The 21,083-nt window shown below is 70.0% G+C and carries 16 protein-coding genes; 3 read left to right on the forward strand and 13 right to left on the reverse strand.

The window, feature by feature from the left end; all coding sequences use genetic code 11:
- Positions 1 to 118 precede the first annotated feature (118 nt).
- Both CHC08_RS09445 and CHC08_RS09450 read left to right on the forward strand, forming a co-directional pair.
- Positions 119 to 667 carry a GNAT family N-acetyltransferase gene (locus tag CHC08_RS09445; protein WP_089206824.1) on the forward strand — a complete coding sequence of 183 codons (549 nt, stop codon included), beginning with the start codon at positions 119 to 121 and terminating at the stop codon, positions 665 to 667.
- Positions 668 to 848: 181 nt separating this feature from the next.
- Positions 849 to 1,436, forward strand: coding sequence for a helix-turn-helix domain-containing protein (locus tag CHC08_RS09450; RefSeq protein ID WP_089206825.1), 588 nt, complete (start codon positions 849 to 851; stop codon positions 1,434 to 1,436).
- A 24-nt stretch (positions 1,437 to 1,460) separates the two neighbouring features.
- On the opposite strand, the gene CHC08_RS09455 is transcribed toward CHC08_RS09450, so the two are convergent.
- Both CHC08_RS09455 and CHC08_RS09460 read right to left on the reverse strand, forming a co-directional pair.
- The gene (locus tag CHC08_RS09455; RefSeq protein WP_089206826.1) at positions 1,461 to 2,240 is read right to left on the reverse strand and encodes a polyphosphate kinase 2 family protein; all 780 of its coding nucleotides are present in this window, start codon (positions 2,238 to 2,240) and stop codon (positions 1,461 to 1,463) included.
- A gap of 146 nt (positions 2,241 to 2,386) precedes the next feature.
- Positions 2,387 to 4,390 (reverse strand): CehA/McbA family metallohydrolase, encoded by a 2,004-nt coding sequence (locus tag CHC08_RS09460; protein WP_245878228.1) that lies wholly within the window; start codon positions 4,388 to 4,390, stop codon positions 2,387 to 2,389.
- Positions 4,391 to 4,849: 459 nt separating this feature from the next.
- Between CHC08_RS09460 and CHC08_RS09465 the strand changes: the two genes are divergently transcribed.
- Positions 4,850 to 6,028, forward strand: coding sequence for a cytochrome P450 (locus CHC08_RS09465; protein ID WP_143653153.1), 1,179 nt, complete (start codon positions 4,850 to 4,852; stop codon positions 6,026 to 6,028).
- Positions 6,029 to 6,253: 225 nt separating this feature from the next.
- On the opposite strand, the gene CHC08_RS09470 is transcribed toward CHC08_RS09465, so the two are convergent.
- The 11 genes from CHC08_RS09470 to CHC08_RS09520 form a co-directional block, all read right to left on the reverse strand.
- A complete protein-coding gene (locus tag CHC08_RS09470) occupies positions 6,254 to 6,871 on the reverse strand; it encodes a GTP-binding protein (protein WP_089206829.1) in 618 nt (205 codons plus the stop codon).
- Complete coding sequence (locus CHC08_RS09475) at positions 6,852 to 7,238, reverse strand: DUF742 domain-containing protein (protein ID WP_089206830.1); 387 nt, start codon at positions 7,236 to 7,238, stop codon at positions 6,852 to 6,854. Before CHC08_RS09475 ends, CHC08_RS09470 begins: the two co-directional genes overlap by 20 nt.
- The gene (locus tag CHC08_RS09480; RefSeq protein ID WP_089206831.1) at positions 7,235 to 7,666 is read right to left on the reverse strand and encodes a roadblock/LC7 domain-containing protein; all 432 of its coding nucleotides are present in this window, start codon (positions 7,664 to 7,666) and stop codon (positions 7,235 to 7,237) included. Before CHC08_RS09480 ends, CHC08_RS09475 begins: the two co-directional genes overlap by 4 nt.
- 96 nt (positions 7,667 to 7,762) lie before the next feature.
- The gene (locus CHC08_RS09485; RefSeq protein WP_245878244.1) at positions 7,763 to 10,222 is read right to left on the reverse strand and encodes a sensor histidine kinase; all 2,460 of its coding nucleotides are present in this window, start codon (positions 10,220 to 10,222) and stop codon (positions 7,763 to 7,765) included.
- A gap of 267 nt (positions 10,223 to 10,489) precedes the next feature.
- On the reverse strand, positions 10,490 to 12,205 hold the full coding sequence (locus CHC08_RS09490; RefSeq protein WP_218825207.1) for a prenyltransferase/squalene oxidase repeat-containing protein: 1,716 nt from the start codon (positions 12,203 to 12,205) through the stop codon (positions 10,490 to 10,492).
- The gene (locus CHC08_RS09495; protein WP_089206833.1) at positions 12,202 to 13,086 is read right to left on the reverse strand and encodes a terpene synthase family protein; all 885 of its coding nucleotides are present in this window, start codon (positions 13,084 to 13,086) and stop codon (positions 12,202 to 12,204) included. Before CHC08_RS09495 ends, CHC08_RS09490 begins: the two co-directional genes overlap by 4 nt.
- The gene (locus CHC08_RS09500) at positions 13,083 to 14,390 is read right to left on the reverse strand and encodes a cytochrome P450 (protein WP_218825208.1); all 1,308 of its coding nucleotides are present in this window, start codon (positions 14,388 to 14,390) and stop codon (positions 13,083 to 13,085) included. The genes CHC08_RS09495 and CHC08_RS09500 overlap by 4 nt, the downstream gene beginning before the upstream one ends.
- Positions 14,391 to 15,088: 698 nt before the next feature.
- Positions 15,089 to 15,871 carry a UMP kinase gene (pyrH, locus tag CHC08_RS09505; protein WP_218825209.1) on the reverse strand — a complete coding sequence of 261 codons (783 nt, stop codon included), beginning with the start codon at positions 15,869 to 15,871 and terminating at the stop codon, positions 15,089 to 15,091.
- A 293-nt stretch (positions 15,872 to 16,164) separates the two neighbouring features.
- Positions 16,165 to 17,145, reverse strand: coding sequence for a methylmalonyl Co-A mutase-associated GTPase MeaB (gene meaB / locus CHC08_RS09510; protein ID WP_089206836.1), 981 nt, complete (start codon positions 17,143 to 17,145; stop codon positions 16,165 to 16,167).
- Positions 17,129 to 19,318: a methylmalonyl-CoA mutase gene (scpA, locus tag CHC08_RS09515; protein ID WP_089206837.1), complete on the reverse strand. Its 2,190-nt coding sequence runs from the start codon at positions 19,316 to 19,318 to the stop codon at positions 17,129 to 17,131. The genes meaB and scpA overlap by 17 nt, the downstream gene beginning before the upstream one ends.
- Positions 19,315 to 21,063, reverse strand: coding sequence for a methylmalonyl-CoA mutase family protein (locus CHC08_RS09520; protein ID WP_089206838.1), 1,749 nt, complete (start codon positions 21,061 to 21,063; stop codon positions 19,315 to 19,317). The genes scpA and CHC08_RS09520 overlap by 4 nt, the downstream gene beginning before the upstream one ends.
- Between the last annotated feature and the right edge of the window lie 20 nt (positions 21,064 to 21,083).

The following is a 21,083-nucleotide window of genomic DNA, read 5'->3' on the forward strand; positions in this document are numbered from 1 at the left end:
CCGGTACCGCCGCAACCGGTGCGGGCCGACCGGCAGGCGACCCGGTGGGTCGCCGAGACGGCGTCATCTCGCGCCTCCCCCGACCGCCCCTCTCCCCGCGCAGAGAAGGAACCTCGCGATGCACACCATTGCCCGCCTGTCCCCCGACGACTTCCGCGGCAGCGTGAAGAGCCTGGCCGACCTCCTCGTCGACGTCGTCACCGACGGGGCCTCCCTCGGCTTCCTCGCCCCCTTCGACCAGAAAGAGGCAGTGGCCTGGTGGCACACCCGGCAACCGGCCGTGGCCGACGGCAGCCTCACCGTCTGGGTCGCCCACGGACCCGGCGGCATCACCGGCACCGTCAGCCTCGTCCTGGAAGGCAAGCCCAACGGCCGGCACCGCGCCGAGATCGTCAAGCTCATGGTCCACCGCGACGCCCGCGGCCAGGGGCTGGCCCGCGCGCTCCTCGCCACCGCCGAACAGGCCGCCGCACGAGCCGGAACCACCCTCCTGCTCCTGGACACCGTGACCGACACCGCCGCCGATCACCTCTACCGCAGCACAGGCTGGACGCGGTACGGCATCGTCCCCGGCTACGCGGCCGACCCGGGCGGCACCCTCGAAGACTGCAGCTTCTACTACAAGCGGCTCACCCAGTCTCCGCCCCGGGCCGACGGAGCAGCCTGACCTCCGAGTGATGACGGTCCGGTCCTCCTACGCGAACCGGCCGACGGACGGATCCAGGCCGCGATCGATCCGGACCTGATCCTTGCCCGGCGGCGCCCGCGTCCCCCCTTTCCACCCATCGTTGTCATGATGGCGGCCTGCGAACGGGCCGCCATTTCTTATCTGGGATATTCTCTCAAATATGAGAAAGACTGAAATCCAGGATCCCGGCTCGGACCAGCTGGAGGCCCGCCTGGCGGATCGCCTCTCGCGGTTGCGGGTGGATCACGGCTGGTCGCTGGAGGAACTGGCGGGTCGCACCGGCGTGAGCCGTTCGACGTTGTCGCGGCTGGAGCGGATGGAGATCAGCCCTACGGCGGCGCTGCTCAACAGGTTGTGCGCGGCGTACGGGCGGACGATGTCGCAACTGCTCGCCGAGGTGGAGTCGGAGCCGCCCCAGGTGGTCCGGGCCGGCCAGCAGGTGGTGTGGCGGGACGAGACCTCGGGCTTCGTCCGGCGATCGGTGTCCCCGCCCCACCCGGGGCTGCGCGGTGAACTCGTCGAGGGCGTCCTGCGCCCCGGCGCGGACATCTCCTACGACAGGCCGCCCGTCCCGGGCCTGGAGCAGCACATCTGGGTCCTGGAAGGAGTCCTGCAGGTCACCACGGGCGAAACCGTCCACGAGGTCCGCGCGGGAGACTGCCTGCGGTTCCGGTTGTGGGACCGGTCGCGGTTCCACTGTCCAGGCCCGGATCCGGCCCGGTACGCCTTGGTGATCGTCCTCCCCTGAGCCTCTCGCCGCGCCGAGCAGACCCTAGTCGTCCCGTACCGGCGTGGACGGGGGGTCCAGCTTGTGCCCGCGAGCGGTGAGCTCGGCCTCGATCGCCGCGCACACCGTCTCCACGACCGTGACGCGGGCCAGCCGCTTGTCGTCCCCGGCGACCACGTGCCAGGGCCCCTGCGGATGATCGGTCCGGGAGAGCATCTCCTCCACCGCGATTTCGTACTCCTTGCGCTTCTCGCGGTTGCGCCAGTCCTCGTCGGTGAGCTTCCAGGCCCGCAGCGGATCGTTCGCCCGGTCCCGGAAGCGTTTCAGCTGCTCCTTCTCCGAGACGTGCATCCAGAACTTGACCATGATCATGCCTTCGGCGGCGAGGGTCCGCTCGAACTCCACGATCTCGCCGTAGGCCCGGGACCACTGTTCCTTGGTGGCGAACCCCTCGACCCGCTCCACCAGCACCCGCCCGTACCAGGACCGGTCGAGCACCGCCATCCCTCCCCAGCCGGGCAGCACCGGCCAGAACCGCCACAGGAAGTGGTGGCGTTTCTCGTCGTAGGTCGGCGCCGCGAACTGGGCGACCCGCACATGGCGCGGGTCGAGCGGGCGCACCAGCCGTTTGATCGCCCCGCCCTTGCCCGAAGCGTCCCAGCCCTCGAACACCACGCACAGCGGCGGGCCGATGCGCTGCTCGCCGACCTGCCCGCCGAGGATGAGGCGCAGGCGCAGCAGGCGGTCCAGCGCCGCCTCGAGCCGCTCCGTGCCCTTTTTCTTGGACAGCTTCTGCGACAGATCAACCTGAGACAACCGTTTCATGCCGACAGCCTCGCATGCCGACGTGGAAGGATCGCGGCGACATGCGCCTTTTGACCACCCATCCGCCCGGTGACGCCCATCCGCCCGCCCCGGCACGCCCACTCGCCCGAACGTCGGTCCGGGCGAGTGGGCGCGCGGGGTGTACCTCAGCCCAAGCGGGCGCGGTAGACCTCCCGCGCTCGCTCGATCAGGTCCAGGTGGTCGCCGAGCTGCCCGGGGGTCTCGAACCTGCCCTCCTGGCGGAGCATCGCCTCCGTGTGGTCCAGCCATTCCAGGCACCAGCGGATGTCCTGTTCCCTGGCCACGTGGCGGCCGCCGACGTCGAGGTAGACCGGGCTGGTGTGCGCGTAGGCCCCGGTGCCGGTGAAGACGCGCTCGTGCGAACCGCCGACGGCCACGGCGACGACGTAGGTGGGATCGTCCACGACCAGCTCGGCGGTGAGCGCGCCGGGCGGTCCCTCGGCCAGGACGCCGTCGGCGGTGCGGATCTCCAGCCGCTCCACCTCGGGGCCGATCGATCCGACGGTGATCGTGACCCGGTCGCCGGGCGAGACCTCCAGCGTGGAGCCGGGCCCGTGCCCGGCGACCAGGAGCTCCAGCCAGGGCCCGGTGGTGCCGAACGTACGGCCCCGCCTGACGGCCTCGGCGAACGACTCGGCGCTCAGCGGCCCGTCCACCTGGGCGTAGACCCGCTCCCAGCCGGGCGGGTTGGACTGGTTGCCGCGCCGGGCGAAGGAGATCATCGCGTCGGTCCCCGCGGTGACCGCGAGCCGGTTGCCCGCGCCGATCAGGTGCCGGTAGACGACGGCGGTCGTGCCGACCGCGCTCTGGCTGAGCACGTCGAGGGTGTCCACCAGGCCGAGCGCGGCGTCGGCGACGATCTCCCTGGAGGAGCAGTTGCGGTTCTGCCACGGCAGCCGGCCTGGGCCGTCGCTCTCGGAGAGCGGGTTGTGGAAGGGGTGGCTGTAGCCCAGGACCGCGCCGAGACCGCGCAGTTCCTCGCAGGCCACGCTGTTGGGCGGCCAGTCCGCGGTTTTCAGGAAACCGGTGTGAAACCGCGAGGGCGGCGCCGAGACGCCGAAGGCGTAGAAGTGCCCGAGCAGGTCGTTGCGGTATTCGACGCCGAGCCTGGCCAGATGCGTGTCGTCGGACCACGGCAGGTCCTGCCCCACCCAGTGCTCCAGCGCCTCGGAGTCGTAGACCCGCATCGAGGAGACGTTTCCCGCGACCAGGTTGAGCACGTGCAGGTCCTCGCCGTGCTGCATGGCCGCCGCGTGCTCGGGCGTGCCGACCATGTCGCCCGCCCAGTTGAGATGGACGTGCATGTCCCCTCCGTACCAGCCGAGCGCCGCCGCGTCGTAGAGCCGCCGCGGGGCGAGCGCCAGGAGGGTCTCCTCCCCCGCCGCCGGGGTGATCGAGACCTCGGCGGAGTCGTACTCCATCCCCCTGGAGACCCGTACGGTCAGTGGCTCCGCGGGCACGTCCAGCACCAGGTCGTCACCGTGGAAGTAGGGCCGCAGGTGGTAGTCGCGCCTGGCCGGGGCACCCTCGGGGTACCAGCCGTGCCCGTCCTCGCCGTACACGCTCCACTTGCACGGGAATCCGGCGCGCACCCGGAGCCGGGCGGCGGGGGCGGGGCGGGTCAGGGCCGCGAGGTCCACGCGCGCGCCGTCGACGATCACCTCGCTCCGGCTGGTGATCGCGATGAGCCGGGCGCCGTGCGGGCCGATCTCGTGGGCCCGGCCGTCCACCAGCACGGTGACCGGCTCCTCGCGCGAGGAGTCGGCCAGCAGCGTCGTGCGCAGGGGCTCGCCGTCGAGTACGGCCCGCGCCCGCGCCTCGATCGAGACGCCGTCGGCGGTGAGACGGAGCGCGGCGAGGTTGTCGAGCACCTTGCCCGCCAGGACGTTCCGTACGACCTCGTCCATGTCCAGCTCGGTGAGGTGCTGCCCGGTCTGCTCCAGGGGGATGCCCGGATAGCGCTTGGTGATCATGCTGTCGCAGACCTCCCAGAACGTCGTCTCACGCATCAGGTAGGCGTTGGTGGCCATGGACTTGACGTACGAGATGGGGTCCTCGCCCCAGGTCACCCCGTGCTCGGCCAGCAGCGCCCGATACTCCCCGAGCGCCCGCGCCACGGCAGGGGGCATGGCCGGATCGTCACACATAGATCTCTCCCCGTGATGAAACTCCTAATGATCATCGCCATCGTGACATGTCACGCAAAAGACATGGAAGCTCACAGAACTCGACGAGTTGCTTTATTGCCATCCGGTGGAGCAAAGGTAATTCCGGGACGGTCAGAACCCACCCCGGGGCCGGCCGCCCCGTCGCCGGGCGAAAGGCACGGCCCGAACGGATCGCTCGCCTTGGTGATGACCGCGTGCCGCTGCCCTGCCGCTGCCGCTGCCGCGCGAAGATCGACGAACCGGATGGAATCTCTTCCTTATTTGATCTATTCCAATTTATGATCTTCTGGACAGTTCATCCCTTCCCGCCTGATTCACGCAGGCCGATGACACTGAGACAGACAGGAAAACATGAGCGAGGACCCCAATCCGATATCGCCTTCCTTGCCTGCGAAGATGCTGAGCATCGAGGAACTACCGATGGCAGACGATCGCACGGAGGCCTATGGCATCCTCCGCGACGCCGGCCCCGTCGTGCGGCTCAGAAACGGAGGATTCGCCGTCACCACCCGGGAGGCAGCGGACCACGTCTTCAGAAACCCGGAGATCTTCTCCTCCAAGGAGGCCTTCGACACGCTCGGCAGCCCCGTACGACTGCTCCCCATCGCCTTCGATCCCCCGGACCACACCCGCTACCGCCGCATGCTCCAGCCGTTCTTCACCCCTCGGACCGCGGCCCTGCTGGAACGGTCGGCGCGTGAGCAGGCGGGCAGGCTGATCGACCTCATCCTCGATCGGGGCTCGTGTGACGCGGTCGCCGACCTGGCCCGCCCCTTCCCTCCCCTGATGTTCCTGACGCTTTTCGGGCTCCCGCTCGACGATCGCGATCGTCTCCTCACCTGGAAGGACGCGATCGTCTCCGCCGCCGACCTGTCCGGCTCCGCCGAGCCTTCGCCACAGGTCGTACGGTCGGCGAAGCAGTTGTTCGAATACATCGGCGCCCACGTCGCCGAATGCCGTCAGGGCGGAGGAAGCGGTCTCCTGTCCGAGCTGTTCGCCGGCAACCATGACGACCCCCTCAACGACGAGGAGGCCATGGGTCTCTGCTTCCTGTTCATCCTGGCCGGCATGGAAACGGTCACCTCGGCCCTGAGCCTGATGTTCACCAAGCTGGCGGCGGAGCCGAAGTTGCGCCTCCAGCTCGTCGAGGACCCGTCGATCATCCCGGACGTGGTCGACGAGATACTGCGCGTCGATCCCGTCAACGCCATCATTCCCCGGGTGGCCACGCGAGACGTCGAGCTTTACGGACACCACATTCCCGCGGGCTCCAGCGTCGGGGTCGCCCTCGGACCCGCGAACCGCGACCCCGCCGAGCTCATCGACCCGGACATCTTCGACTTCCGACGCAAGTATCACCACCTCACCTACGGTGGCGGCCCCCATCGCTGCGTGGGCGTGCACCTGGCGAAGATGGAACTGAAGGTGGTGCTCGAGGAGTGGCATCGCCGCATCCCCGACTACGAGCTCGCTCCCGGTTCTCGGCCGCAGGTGAACTGGCCGTCCGGCGTCATCGGCATCAGCAGCGTTCCGCTGGTGTTTCCTCTCGGCGGGGGACCGCGGGACGATGACGCCGTCCTGAACGTACCGGGGCCCTGACCCCGTCCACACCCCGGCCCTGACCGGCCGGACCGGACGCGAATCGCGCGGCGCGGAGGTGGGTGGCCCGGCGGAGACCGGACCGCCCACCTTCTCCGATCCCGCTCTGGGAGTCCGGACTCCCAGAGCGGGATCCGGCGAAGGCCGGATCACCCCGCTTCCTCGATTCACGGCTCCACAGCCCGGATTCCCAGGGCTCCGGAGCCGTGGAGCCGTAGGGTCACGTCACGGGGTCGTCGTCCCCCTGTAAGCCGCCATCCCCAGCCGCACCTTCATCGCGTGCTCCACGAGGGTGATGAGCACCTCCTTGCTGGAATCCCGCTCCCGGGCGTCGCACAGCACGATCGGGATGTCCGGGTGAAGGGTCAGCCCGAGCCGGACCTCGTCGAGGTCGTACCGGCGAGCTCCGTCGAAGCAGTTGACGGCGACGATGAACGGCGTCTCACGCCGCTCGAAGTAGTCGAGGGAGGGAAAGCAGTCGGCCAGCCTGCGGGTGTCGGCCAGAACGACCGCGCCCATCGCCCCGAGGGCCAGCTCGTCCCAGAGGAACCAGAACCGCTCCTGCCCCGGGGTGCCGAACAGGTAGAGCCGGTAGTCGTCGCCGATGGTGATGCGGCCGAAGTCCATCGCGACCGTGGTGGTCTGCTTGGTCTCCACGCCGGACAGATCGTCGACCCCGATGCCCCGGTCGGTCAGGGTCTCCTCGGTGCGCAACGGCGTGATCTCGGAGACCGCGCCGACCAGGGTGGTCTTACCGGCCCCGAACCCGCCGGCGACCAGAATCTTGATCGCTCTGGGCAGCTTCACCCGCCCGGCGTCACGGCTAGAGCGCACGGAGTCCATCCAGCACCGCCCTGTACAGCCTCTCGTCGTGCATGTCCGTCTCCGAGTGAGGTTCTTGCAAGGCGATGAATCCCTGGTCGAGCAGGTCGCTGAGCAGGACGCGGATGGTGCCCGCGGGAAGGTTCATGTGCGCGGCGATCTCCGCGACCGACTGGGGCTGGTGGCAGTACCGTGCGATGGCGAGGCACTCCGGATCCAGGCCCGGCTCCTGCGGTGAGACGGAACGCACCGTCACCGCCAGGGTGATGAGGTCGAACCTGCCGCTGGTCGGTTCGGTTCTGCCCCGGGTGAGGACGTACGGCCGGACGATCGGCCCCGCGTCCTCGCCGACCCACTGCGTGTCGGGATGCTCTTCGAAGCGGCTCATCGTGGAGTGTCGCCCCTGAACGAGGATCCCGCGGTCCGGGTCGGCGAGGTGAGGTACTGGCCGACCCGGGTGACGAGCATGGCCATCTCGTAGGCCACCAGGCCGACATCGGCCTCGGCCGTGCAGAGCACCGCCAGACAGGCTCCCTGCCCGGCCGCGGTCACGATCAGATATGCCGACCGCATCTCGATGATGGTCTGGCGCACCGGCCCGCCCTCGACCCGGTCGCTGACCCCGCGGCCCAGGCTCTGGACCGCCGATCCGACGGCGGCCAGGTGCTCGGCGTCCGCCTGGGAGAACCCCGCCGACGTGGCCAGCAGCAGGCCGTCGGTGGAGAAGACGATTCCGTGCTGAGCTTCCTCCACTCGCCCGACCAGGTCGTCCAGCAACCAGGCCAGGTCGGTGAAAGATCCTGTTCCCTGCACCACTCGTTCTCCTCTTTCTGCCGACCGACGTTCGCTCGCCGGCCGCTCGCGGCTCATCGGCGCCAACCTGGCACGCGCGAATCAAGATCATCTTTGACGTCACACGGCGGACTCACCGTCGTTCGCGGGATCACCGCCCCGGCCGGTCAACTGCGCCGCCTCGGAACGACCCCGGCGCGTGCCGTCTTGGAAGGACGACATGGCGGCGCGGATCATCTCCGGCGACCGTTCGTCGCTGTCGTCGAGCGCCGGCTCCGGCAGGGGTTCGTCGTCCTGCAGCGGTGCGGCCAGGTGTGTCTGGGGGACACGACGCGGGAGGCCGCCCGGCGTGTGGCTGGTGTCAGGCGGGGGCAGGACCGGCGGCAGCGATGACACCGCACCGCCGGCGGGGCTCGGGGAATCGGCGGAGGCATCGGAGCCGCCGAAGACACCGGGAGCACCAGGGCCGCTACCGTCGCCGTGGATCCCGGACCCGGCGAGAGACTCGTAGCGACTCGCCGCCGGGCGCGTGGGCTCCCGCCGCTCGGGCGGCACCGCGTGTACGGGCTCGTCGATGGCCTTCTCCCTCCTGCCCGCGGGCATGGAATCGCCTGCGCCCCCCGGACCGACCGCCTCCCTGCCGGGCATCGCGGCGACGGGGAGCATCGCGCCGGTCATCGAGCCGTTGCCCGCCGCACGGGCCTGCGGGACGCGCACGCCGGCGCCGACGATCTCGGGCTCCTCCTGCTCGCCGACCAGGTCCTGCGGGATCAGGACGATGACCGTCGTGCCACCGTACGGCGAGGCCTTGAACGTCACCCGGATCTCGTGCCGCTCGGCCAGGCGGCTGACCACGTACAGTCCCAGACGGGCGTTGCCCGAGAGCTTGAGCTCCGGGGGGTTGGCGATCCGCTCGTTGGCCGAGGCGATGTTCTCCGGGCTCATGCCCAGGCCCCGGTCCTCGATTTCCAGCGCGTATCCGTGGGCCACGGTGTGCCCGCTGACCTGGACCGTCGTGTAGGGCGGGGAGAAGGAGGCGGCGTTCTCGACCAGCTCGGCGACCAGGTGGATGGTGTCGCTGACGGCCCGGCCGTCCAGCGCCACCTGGCCCAGGGGCAGCACGTCCACCCGGGTGTAGTCCTCGATCTCCGCCAGTGCGCCACGGACCACGTCGATCATCGGGACCGCGTCCCGCCAGGCTCGGCCGGGCGCCGCGCCGGACAGCACGAGGAGGTTCTCGGCGTAGCGGCGCATGCGGGTCGCCAGGTGGTCGAGACGGAACAGGTCCCGCAGTTCCTGCGGGTCGTTCTCCCGTCGTTCCATGACGTCCAGCACGCTCAGCTGGCGGTGGACGAGCGACTGGGTACGGCGGGCGAGGTTGCGCAGGATGTCGGCGATGTCGCGCCGCAGCTGGGCCTGTTCGGCCGCGACCTTGATGGCGGTCTGCTGCACGGCGTTGAACGCCTGGCCGACATGCCCGATCTGGTCGTCACCGAACTGCAGCGGCGGCGCCTCGGCCTCGATGTCGACGTCCTCCCCTCGGCCGATCCGCTCCACCACACTGGGCAGCCGCTCGTTGGCGAGCTCCCAGGCCGCGATGCGCAGCTTCTCCAGCTGCAGAACCAGCGCTCGCGCCGTGGTGATGGACAGGACGATCGAGGCGATGACGGCGAAGAGCCCCAGGCCGCCGGCCAGCACGAGGCGGACGATGACGCCGACCGCGATGGGGGTGGCCCGCTGAAGCACCCCTTGGCCACCCGCCAGCACTATCTCGTTCAGCTGTGACACCGTGGGCTGAGCGGCGGCGCTCCACTGCCTGATGTCCACGAGCCCGGTCAGCTCGGCCTGCGGACCCTGAAGTATCCGGTCCTCCATCGTGCGCAGCCGGACGAACGGCTCGCTGGCGGCCAGGCGCTCGTAGGCGGCACGGTCGCTCGGGGGCAGTTCGGCCACCGCCTTGGCGGTGAGGAAGCGCTGTGTGCCGACGATCTGCGTGAACGCGATGCGCTCGGCGCCGCTGAAGCGGCCCGCGGTCAGCGCGCCCGCCGCCAGGGCGTCCTCCTGGGCGAACAGCTCCTGGGCCCGGTTCAGCTCGATGAGCGTGCGGGTGTCCTTGGCGACCGCGGCGTCATCCAGTGTGGCCAGCGAGTCGAAGATGGCGTAGACGGAGTCGATGACCTGGGTGAACGCCGTGACGGTCCGGATCCGGTCCGCCCGGCCGGCGTCGATCGCCTTGCGAGCGGGATTCAGGCCGTCCAGACGCTGGAAGGCCTCGCCGAGCCGCTGGTCGAGCGCCGTGCTCATCGCCAGCCTGACGCTGCCCGCGCCGGAGAGTTCCTGGAGGCTCGCCCTGGCCGCGTCGGTGCGCTTGCGCTGGGCATCGAGCGCGTCGCGCTGCCTGCCGGCCACGCCGGGACCGCTCAGCGCTATCAGGCTGAGCCGCCGCTCGACCTGCAGCTCGCCCACCAGTTTCACGCTGGGGTCGGACACACCCGTGTTGAGCGTGCTCACTCCCAGCATGTTCAGACCTTCACGCACCGTGACCCAGGCGGTGAACACCCAGAGTGCGATAAGTGACACCAGCAATGCCGTGACCTTGGTTCGCAAACGCGCGTTGCGTAAGCGCATAGCACCCACCCTGGTGAAAGTGATAGAAAATCACGTTACGTTTCACGGCGATTAACGTGTGTGAATGAATCGGTGTCACGCGCGAGGTTTGGCGGCATCTCGCACGACACCCGGGAAACCCTAGCAATATAGTCAAATACACTCAAGACGATATTTACTAGATGTGGTCATCTGTCCTTTTTGAGCGAAAATTCGCAGGGGAATTTCGATGACGGTCCGTCACCACGCCGGGTCGCGGGCCATCGTGGAGAGAGCTGGTCTCGCCAGGCCCAGCGCACCCAGCACCGCCGCCCCGACCACCGCCACCGGCACGTACAGGTCCTTGTCGTGCCAGAGCGCCGGGGCGTCGATCGCCATCCCGCGATCGGTGACGGCGCCCAAGAGGAACCGATATCCCCGTTCCACCGCCCCCGGCCGCCGCCCCCCGGACGCCGGCCGGGTCAGGAGCAGGGTCTGCAGCGCGTACGCGGTCTCCTCGGCCGTTCCCCGCCACCTGCCCCAGGAGCCGTCCTCGCGCTGGGTGTCGAGCAGCCAGCGCACCGCCTCGCGCACCGCGCCCGCCGACTCCTCGCCGCCGTGATCCTCCAGCGCGAGCGCGCAGCAGGCCGTCGCGTAGTAGGGCGAGGCATGCCACCGATCCAGCCAGCTTCCCTCCGCCCGCTGGCAGCCGCGCAGCCAGGCCGACAGTTTGTCCATGGCGGCCCGGTAACGGAGCGAGGAGTCGGGGACGCGGCGCCGATACTCGCCGAAGGCGTCGAGCACATGCGCGTTGACCGTCGGCGAGGCCCCCTCCTCCCCTCGCCAGGTGCAGAAATGGGTGTCCGTCTCGTAGGCCCACAGGCTGTCGGGCTCACGGGGCACGCCGAGCAACGCCAGCGCGTACAGCGCGACCGAGGTGGTGTCGGCGTCCGGCGGCAGTCCCGCCCCCGCCGCGACCCCGGCCGGGCCGATCCCGTCTTCCAGGCTCGTCACCAGCTCCGGCGGCACGTCCACGGGGATGCCCGCGCGCCGCAGCCAGCTCAGCGTCCAGCCACGTTCGAACACGGTGATGGGAAGGGCGCACGGCACCGGCCCGCCGGATCTCGCCACGACCTCCTCCAGATACCGCCGCACCGGGTTGGCGGGATCGTGTCCTCCCTCCGCACCGAGCCACGCCGCGCCTGCCGCGGGCGAGGCCCCGATCGTGGCGAAGGCTCCGAGCGGAGAGCCGGTCCTCCCGATCCCCCGCGACGGCTCAGGGATGATCGTGGCCGTCCCCGCGGAAACGACCCCGGCCGTCGACGCGCGGGCGTCTCCCGCCGCTATCGGGCTGGGAGCGACTCCGGACGCTCCGATCGCCGCCTCACCCGCGACCTCCAGCGCGTGAACCAGCTTCGGTGGGATCCCCGCGCCCGAGGCCACCCGCGCATGGACCGCCGACAGTTTCACGCCGTCCATGCCGCGGGGAAGGTCCAGCCGCTCGCCGTTCCCGCTCTCCTCCAGGTGCTCGTTGATCAGGGAGACCAGGGAGGGAACGATGAGCTCGATCGCCGGCATGTCGGGCAGAACCAGGCCGCCGTCTACGCACGACCAGCGGCGCAACGCCTCGGCCCCGCGGTCCGCGGCCCTGGCCAGGACGTCACGGTCCGGGCCCGCAGGCTCACGGCGCAGTTCCGCCAGGAGTCCCTCGACGGCGCTCAGCGTGGGGACCAGCGCGTAGCCGCCGGGAGCGCCCCAGCCGCCGTCCGGCCGCTGGACGGCCAGCAGGAAGCCGAGACGTTCGGCATGCCCGGCCAGCCACGGAGCCAGGCCGACCAGCCGGCCGGTCTCGTACGGCGAGGAGGAGACCTGTCCCCAGGGCTCGTCCAGCAGGCCGGCGACCAGCTCGCGGGCTTCCGCCACCACGTCGATTTCCTCGCGCGCCGTACCGACGGTGAGGAGATCGTCGACACTCACAGCGTGCCCCAGTAGTCGGCCACCCGGTAGAAACCCGCACAGAAGTCCATCTGACGCTCCAGGTAGTCGGCCAGCTCGGGGTTGGCGGACCGGAGCGGGGCGATCAGCTCCCGGCTGCGCCCGGCGAGCTCGGCGATCCGCCGCTCGACCTCGGCGCGGCTGGTGTCGAGCAGCAGGGCGTTGAGATCACCCCATTTCACGTCACGCTCGTAGCTGCCCAGGTCGTTGAGGAGGCGGATCACCCGCTGCACCGCCCAGCTGGCCTCACGGACCTGGCCGAGGTCGGCGGTGAGGTCCGGGCCCGTGGTGCTCAGCCAGTGGGCGGCGAACGCGAAGGAGAAACCGAGGTTGTCGGCGTTGCCGAGATACTCCTCGAACGTCGGCATGACCTTCGCGCTCTTCCAGCGCCACTCCTCCACCATCCCCTTCAGCATCCGCTGGAGCTCGTCTCGCCAGACGGGCCCGAGTACCGGGAACGCCGGTGAGGCCGCGAGCTCGTCGCGGATGTCGGCCAGCAGGCGGGTGAGGTCGTCGCCGGGAACCGGCGGTGCGCCCGCGGCCACGTCCAGGCAGCGCCGCGCGATGTCGTCCACCTCGGACGGCGAGGTGGCGACGTAGTCGACGAGCCAGTCCAGGCCGAACGCCCACAGGCAGACCTTGTTGGCCATCCGCAGCTGCTCGGCGGTGAACCACGGCCCGCTGAAGGCCATGGCCAGCGACAGGGTGCTGTAAAGGGCGGCGTCGAACGGCTTGGCGGAGAACAGGTCCGGATACGCCGCCGCCCATTCGCGCATGTGCCGCTGGGACTGTCCCGCCACGGCGCAGACATGCCCGCTGGCCGTGGCCGCCGGCCGGCTCGCGACATCGTCCCGGGCCGTCATCGGACCTCACTCCGGGCATGGTCGGCGAAGGCGACGTCCAGCTCGATCCTCCGTTTGGGCCGCAGCGAGGCGGCCGGGGCCGGAAGGAACGGCCCCGGGTTGCTCACCGTCAGGCGGAACCGGCTCAGGACGGTCGCGACGATGAGTGGGGCCTGGACGTAGAACAGGTACTGGCCCAGGCACTGGTGCGGGCCGCCGCCGAAGGGGAAGTGGGCGTACTTGTGCCTGCGTTCCTGCTTCTCCGGCGCGAACCGCTCGGGGTCGAACTCCAGCGGGCGCTCCCAGAACTCGTCCAACCGATGCGTGGCGTAGGGGCTGATCAGCACCTGCGATCCCGCCCTGATCCGCACGCCGCCGATCTCCCCGTCCTCCATCGCCATCCGGGGAAAGAGCCAGCCCGCCGGATACAGGCGCAGGAGCTCCTGCAGGACCATGCGGGTGTAGCGGAGACGCGGGACGTGTTCCGGCCTGGCGGGTCCCGCGCCGACCACGTCGTCGATCTCGTCGCGCAGCTTGGCCGCCACCTCCGGGTGGGTGTCCAGCAGCGACCACAGCCAGGTCAGGCTCATCACGGTGGTATCCGACGCCGCCCCGTACACGCTGACCAGGGCGTCACGGATCTGCCTGTCGTCCAGCCCGGCGCCGTCGTCGCCGGTGGTCCGGCAGAGCGCGGAGATGACGTCGACGTTGTCGTCCAGGTCGGCCCGCGCCTTGCGGATCACCGGGAACATCACGTCGTCGATCGTCTTGACGGCCCCCAGGAGGGCCCGGTCGCCGGGCACCCGGATGAAGTAGGGCATGAACGGCATGAGCAGCCGGAAGTTGATCGAGTTGGCCACGAGGTCGTAGGCGGGCGTGAGACGTTCCCCGTCCGCCCGGGTGATCTTGTCTCCGAACAGCACCCGGATGAGGGTCTGGCTGACGATGCCGGACATCTGATCGGCCGCGTCGGCGGGTCGTCCGGACCGGACGTGCTCATCCATCTCCCCGACCCGCACCGCGATCGTCTTCGCCATCTCCTCGGACAGCGTGTCGATGTACCGTGCGGTGAACAGGGGCTGCAAGATCTTCCTGCTCGACTCCCAGGGCTTGCCCTCGCCCATGATGCCGGCCCCGAAGAGGCGACGCAGGGGACGCCAGAACATGCCCTCGCGCTGGTAGTTCGTCCACTCGGCCCGCATGACCTGCTGGACGTGGTCGGGATGGGTCACCAGATAGGGGCGTACGGGTCCGAGGTCCAGGCGGACGACCTCTCCGCCCGCCTCCCTCCCGAACTCCGCGAGCGCGTTCACCGGGTCCCTCACGAATCTCGGCAGAACCCGATGGACGGGGATGCTTCTGGGTCGCCGGACGGCTCCGGTTCCCACATCGATCGACATTGCTGGGCTCTCCCACCTCGCGCGACGCGAACCTACGCAGCGTGACGACCACCCAGGGCGGAGCACAGGGGCGGTACGGGCGCATTCAAGGGATCTGGCCACGCCGTCGTGGCCCGTTCCCACACGGGAAAATTCAGGGCCGGTCGACCGGCGGCCCCTCGAAAACCTTCCCGCGCCTCGCCATGCGCCTTCTCACACATCACGTATCTAAATAGTGCTTTATTGCAATATTTGTAACGCTTCGGGCGAAGTATCACATGATCGACTATGAGCAATCAACCTCACGGTCGCCAATGCCCCTCCCCAAATCAGGACGAATCGCGCTATTCAGTTGGAATTACCCGTTTATACACTTTCATCCTTTGCAGTGACCCGCGACGGTCACGGAACGTGTTCGCCATCTCACGTCTTCATCGTCACCCTCGCCTGTCCCGTCCGCTCCACCCGCCCATGCCGCCTCGGCGGTCTCACTCCCCATTCGATCCCGGAGCGGTTCGGACCGGCGCCGGGCGCGGCACGGACCGCCCGTCGGACACGACGCGGCCCCTCCCCGGCTCCGCCGGACACGGCGCGGACCCCTCCATGGCCCGGTGCCGGGTTCGGGCGCCCCGCCGCCCGTGCCGTCAGCCGTAGACGGCCCGCTCCACTTCCTTGTGGATGACGGTGCCGTGATGCTCGCCCTTGCAGATCGCCGCCATGAGACCCGGCCGCTCGATGTCGAAGACGTGCAGCGGCACGCCGTGGTCCCGCGCCAGGATGAAGGCCGACTGGTCCATCACTCCGAGCCGGTTGTCGAGGACCTCGTCGTAGGTCAGCATCTCGAACCGGCGCGCGCCGGGATTGACGCCGGGATCGCTGTCGTACACCCCGTCGACGCCGTGCTTGGCGACGAGCAGCCCGTCCGCGTCGAGCTCCAGCGCGCGCTGGACGCTCGGGTAGTCGGTCGTGAGAAACGGCTGACCGATGCCGCAGGCGAGAATGAGCATCGCGCCCTTTTCCAGATGGTGTACGGCGCGCAGCCGTATAAACGGTTCGGCCACCCTGTCAATGGGAATGGCGGTCATCACCCGCACGTCGCGCTCCCCCAGGGCATTGAGCTTGCCTCGCAGAAGAAGGCTGTTGATTACGGTCGCCATCATGCCGATATTGTCGGCCTCGACCCTGTCGATTCCCCATGAGTCCGACCTGCTCCCACGAAATACATTTCCACCGCCGACGACGATGGCGATCTCCACGCCGAGCTTGCGCACCTCGATGACCTCGGTCGCCAGGTGCTGCAGGGCCGCCGCACTGAACCCGTAATCGTCTTCTCCGGCGATCGCCCGCCCGCTGAGCTTGATGACGATTCTCTTGTATTTCATGCCTGCTCCCTGCCCTTGAGAAGCGTTGCCGACCGGCTCCCACAAGGATAATGGGTCATATCGGACTCCCCTTGGAGGCCTCAACCCACCGGGCAAGGCCATGAAAAAGCAAGTCCACCACAAAGCGTTTCCACCGCGTCCCCGCCGGGATTATCCGGCGCCCCATGGCCCGGTCACCGATAAACAGTCACTCCGTAAACCCGCCGCTCATTTTGACGCGCGCTCACCGCACCCGGCACGGATCGCCGCCCCGCACGCGGTGTGGGCGGCGGGCGCCCCGCGTGCGGCGAGACCCATCGGCATGCCCGGCGCCCCCGCGACGGGCACGGGCGGGCGGCTCAGCGCTGGAAGGCGGCCAGCAGGCGGTCGGCGGCGAGCGAGGGGGTGAGGGTGCCCTCCTGGACCTCGCGCTCCACCTCGGCGGTGATCGCCGCGACCTCGGGATGCCCGCGGAGCCGGGTCAGCAGCCGATCCGTGATCAGGGACCAGGTCCAGCGGACCTGCTGGCGCCGGCGCCGCTCGGCGAGCTCCCCGGAGGCCTCAAGGGCGTCGCGATGGTGGACGACCTGCTCCCAGAGCTCGTCCAGGCCCTTGCCCGTCAGCCCGCTGCAGGTGAGCACCGGGGGCGTGCGCTCCGGGCCCAGCAGGCGGAGCGCTCCGGCCAGCTCCCTGGCGGCCTTGCGGGCGTCCAGCTCGTGGGGGCTGCCCTCCGAGCCGTCGGCCTTGTTGATCGCGATCACGTCGGCCAGCTCCAGCACCCCCTTCTTGATGCCCTGGAGCTGGTCGCCGGTCCTGGCCAGGGTGAGGAGCAGGAAGGTGTCCACCATGTCGGCGACGGCGGTCTCGGACTGGCCGACGCCGACGGTCTCCACGAGCACGACGTCATAGCCGGCCGCCTCCACGACGACCATCGCCTCCCGGGTCGCCCTGGTGACGCCGCCCAGCGTGCCCGAGGTCGGCGAGGGGCGGATGAAGGCATGGGGGTCGACGGCCAGGCGGGACATCCTGGTCTTGTCTCCGAGGATGCTGCCGCCCGTCCTGGTCGAGGACGGGTCGACGGCGAGCACCGCCACCCGGTGCCCCTCCGCCGTCAGGCGCACGCCGAGCGCGTCGATGAACGTGGACTTGCCGACGCCCGGCACGCCGGTGATGCCGACCCTGCGCGCCCTGCCCGCGAGCGGGGTCAGCTCGACCAGCAGGCGCTGCGCCAGGTCCTGGTGGTCGGGCCTGGAGGACTCCACCAGGGTGATCGCGCGGGCGATCCACGCCCGGGAGCCCTCCTTCACCCCCTGGACGTAGTCCTCAAGCGTCCGCGTCATGGCCCAGCCGGGTGAGCAGGTCCGCCAGCAGTTCACGGGCCGCGTCGGCGATCACGGTGCCGGGCGGGAAGATCGCGCTCGCGCCCGCCGCGCGCAGCTCGTCGAAGTCGCCCTGCGGGATGACCCCGCCGACCACGATCATGACGTCGCCCGCGCCGAGGTCGGTCAGCGCCTCACGGAGCGCCGGCACGAGCGTGAGGTGCCCGGCGGCCAGCGAGTTCACGCCGACGACGTGCACGTCGGCCTCGACCGCCTGGCGGGCGACCTCCTCGGGGGTCTGGAACAGCGGGCCGACGTCCACGTCGAAACCGAGATCGGCGAAGGCCGTGGCGATCACCTTCTGGCCCCGGTCGTGGCCGTCCTGCCCCATCTTGGCCACCAGGATCCGCGGACGGCGGCCCTCCAGGCGCTCGAACTCGGCGCACGCCGCACGGACCTCGTCCACGCCGGATCCCACCTCCTCGCGATACACCCCGGAGATCGTGCGGATCTGCGCCGCGTGCCGCCCGAACACCTTCTCCAGCGCGTCGGAGATCTCCCCGACCGTGGCCATGGCTCGGGCCGCCTCGATCGACAGCGCGAGCAGGTTGCCGTCGCCCTCCGCTCCCTTTGTCAGGGCCGCGAGCGCGTCCTCCACCCGCCGGGGGTCCCGCTCCTCGCGCAGCCGCCGGAGCTTGTCGAGCTGCTGGGCGCGGACGGAGGTGTTGTCGACCTTGAGCACCTCGATGGGCTCGTCGGCGTCGGGCCGGTATTTGTTGACGCCGATGACCGGCTGGCGTCCGGAGTCGATGCGCGCCTGGGTTCGGGCGGCTGCCTCCTCGATGCGGAGCTTCGGGAGCCCCTGGTCGATCGCCCTCGCCATGCCTCCGGCGGCCTCGACCTCCTCGATGTGGCCCCAGGCCCTGCGAGCCAGCTCGTGGGTGAGCCGCTCGACGTAGTAGGAACCGCCCCAGGGGTCGATCACCCGGCAGGTGCCCGACTCCTGCTGGAGCAGGAGCTGGGTGTTACGGGCGATCCGGGCGGAGAAGTCGGTGGGAAGGGCCAGCGCCTCGTCGAGGGCGTTGGTGTGCAGCGACTGGGTGTGGCCCTGGGTGGCGGCCATCGCCTCGACGCAGGTGCGGACGACGTTGTTGTAGACGTCCTGGGCGGTGAGCGACCAGCCCGAGGTCTGCGAATGGGTCCGCAGCGAGAGCGACTTCGGATTCTTCGCATCGAACCCGGACACCAGGCGCGCCCAGAGCAGCCGCGCGGCCCGCAGCTTGGCGACCTCCATGAAGAAGTTCATGCCGATGCACCAGAAGAACGACAGGCGCGGCGCGAAGGCGTCGATGTCCAGGCCCGTCTCGACGCCCGCCCGCAGATACTCCACCCCGTCGGCGAGGGTGTAGGCGAGCTCCAGGTCGCACGTGGCCCCGGCCTCCTGGATGTGGTAGCCGGAGATCGAGATCGAGTTGAACTTCGGCATCTTCTGGCTGGTGTAGGCGAAGATGTCGGAGATAATCCGCATCGAGGGGCCCGGCGGGTAGATGTAGGTGTTGCGGACCATGAACTCCTTGAGGATGTCGTTCTGGATGGTCCCCGCCAGCTGCTCGGGCGCCACCCCCTGCTCCTCGGCGGCCACGACGTAGAGCGCGAGCACCGGGAGCACCGCGCCGTTCATGGTCATCGACACGCTCATCCTGTCGAGGGGGATCCCGTCGAAGAGCTGCCGCATGTCGTAGATGGAGTCGATGGCCACGCCGGCCATGCCGACGTCTCCAGCCACCCGCGGGTGGTCGGAGTCGTAGCCGCGGTGGGTGGCCAGGTCGAAGGCGACCGACAGCCCCTTCTGCCCGGCGGCCAGGTTGCGCCGGTAGAAGGCGTTCGACTCGGTGGCGGTGGAGAACCCGGCATACTGCCGGATGGTCCACGGCTGGTTGACGTACATGGTCGGGTACGGTCCGCGCAGGTACGGCGCGGCGCCCGGATAGGTCTCCAGGAAGTCGATCCCGGCCAGGTCGGCGGAGGTGTAGAGCGGCTTGACGTCGATTCCCTCCGGCGTCTCCCACACCAGGTCCTCCGGGCCCTTCCCGGTGGCGTCCCGTACGGCGCGCGCCCAGTCGTCCAGGTCCCGGCCCTGGGCCGGGGTCACGGACTCAGGCCTGAGCCCGATCTCGGAGAAGTCGGGAATCATCGAGTCACCCCCAGGTCGTCGAAGGTCGTGCGGAGCACCCCGAGCGCGTCGCACCCGGCGTAGAGATCGGCGTCCACGCCCGCGAACTCTCCCTTCCTACCCGCCAGCCAGACCTTTTGCGCCCCGGCGCGTCTCAGCGCGGCGGCCACCGCCCCGGCGTGCTCGCCGTACAGCCTGTCGCTCGAACACAGGCACACGACCGCGCCGCCGCCGGCGGCGATGAAGTCGGCGGCGATCCGATCGGGATCCACCCCGTGCCCGCCGGTCACGGTGGCGATGCCCCCGGACTGGAACAGGTTGGCCGCGAACGACGCCCTGGCCGTATAGGCGGCCACCGGGCCGATGGTCGCCAGGAACACCGTCGGGCGGATCTCCTGGGCGTCGGCCAGATCGCGCAGCGCCTCGAACTCCTGGGCGTAGTGCACTCCGGTGACCTCACCCGGCCGGGGCGCCCGGGAGGGGCGCCTCTCCCCGATGTTCGGGAACTCGCTGACACCGGTGATCGGGTCGCGACGCCGGGCGATGTTGGCCGCGCGCCTCTTCCAGGTCGCGGCGAGCCGATCGGCGACGAGCCCGGACTCCCGGGCCGCCGCCATGCCGCCCGCGCGCTCGATCTCCTGGAACCACTCCCAGGCCTTCTCCGCCAGATCCTCGGTGAGCCGCTCGACGTACCAGGAGCCTCCGGCCGGGTCGATCACCCGGGCCACTCCCGCCTCCTCCATCAGCAGCGCCTGGGTGTTTCGCGCGATACGGCGGGCGAAGGCGTCCGGCAGGCCGAGACGCGCGTCGAACGGCTGAACGGTCACCGCGTCTGCCCCGCCCGTCCCCGCCGCGAAGCAGGCGAGCGTGGTGCGGAGCATGTTCACCCACGGGTCGCGGGCGGTCATCATGGCCGAGGAGGTCACGGCGTGCTGCCGCTGCCCGGCGTCCGAGCCGCACACCTCGGCGACCCGCGCCCAGAGCCTGCGCGCGGCACGGAGCTTGGCGATGGTGAGAAACTGGTCGGCGGTGGCCGCGTAGCGGAACTCCAGCTGCCCGAACGCCTCCTCGACCGTGAGACCGGCCCCGGTGAGGGTCCGCAGGGCGGCGACTCCGGCGGCGACGGAGCAGCCGAGTTCCTCCGCGTCGCTTCCGCCCTCGTCGTGGTACGGCGTGCCGTCCACGGTGATCGCCCTGAGGTCCGGGAAGTTCTCGGCACAGAGGCGGGCCAGCTCGATCGCGGTCTCCGGGTCGGCGAGCGCGTCGGCGCCCAGGTTTCCGGCGAGCGCGCCGGATCCCTTCCGCTCGGCCAGCTCGAACAGCACCCCGGCCGCCTCGCGGGTCCGCCCGCCCGCGTCCAGGGTGACCGAGATCAGCTCCAGATAGACCCGCTCCAGGACCCGTGGCAGGTCTTCGGGCTCCAGGGCGAGCCAGAGCGAGGTGACGCCGTTCTCCAGATCGGCCAGAACCGCCTCCGGATCGGCCACCTCGTGCCGCTGCCTCACGTCCCAGCCTCCGCCCTCGGGGCGGGAGCCGCGGATGTAGGGGGCCGATCCCGGCAGGCCGGGATCGCCGGGAAGATCGGAGGCGTCGTAGAGCGGCGCGATCGTCACGCCGTCGTACGTGATGGAGGCCAGTGCCTCCTCGGGGGAGCCGGTCTCGACTCCCGACTTGCGCAGGACCCCGAGCGCGAGCTCACGCCACCGTTCACGCGTGACCGACGGGAACACCGCATCCGGCCGGGATCCATCAAGCGGCACCTTCATGCACCGGATAGTAAGCGCCA

The sequence above is a fragment of the Streptosporangium subroseum genome (assembly GCF_900188345.1).
GTDB lineage: Bacteria > Actinomycetota > Actinomycetes > Streptosporangiales > Streptosporangiaceae > Streptosporangium > Streptosporangium subroseum.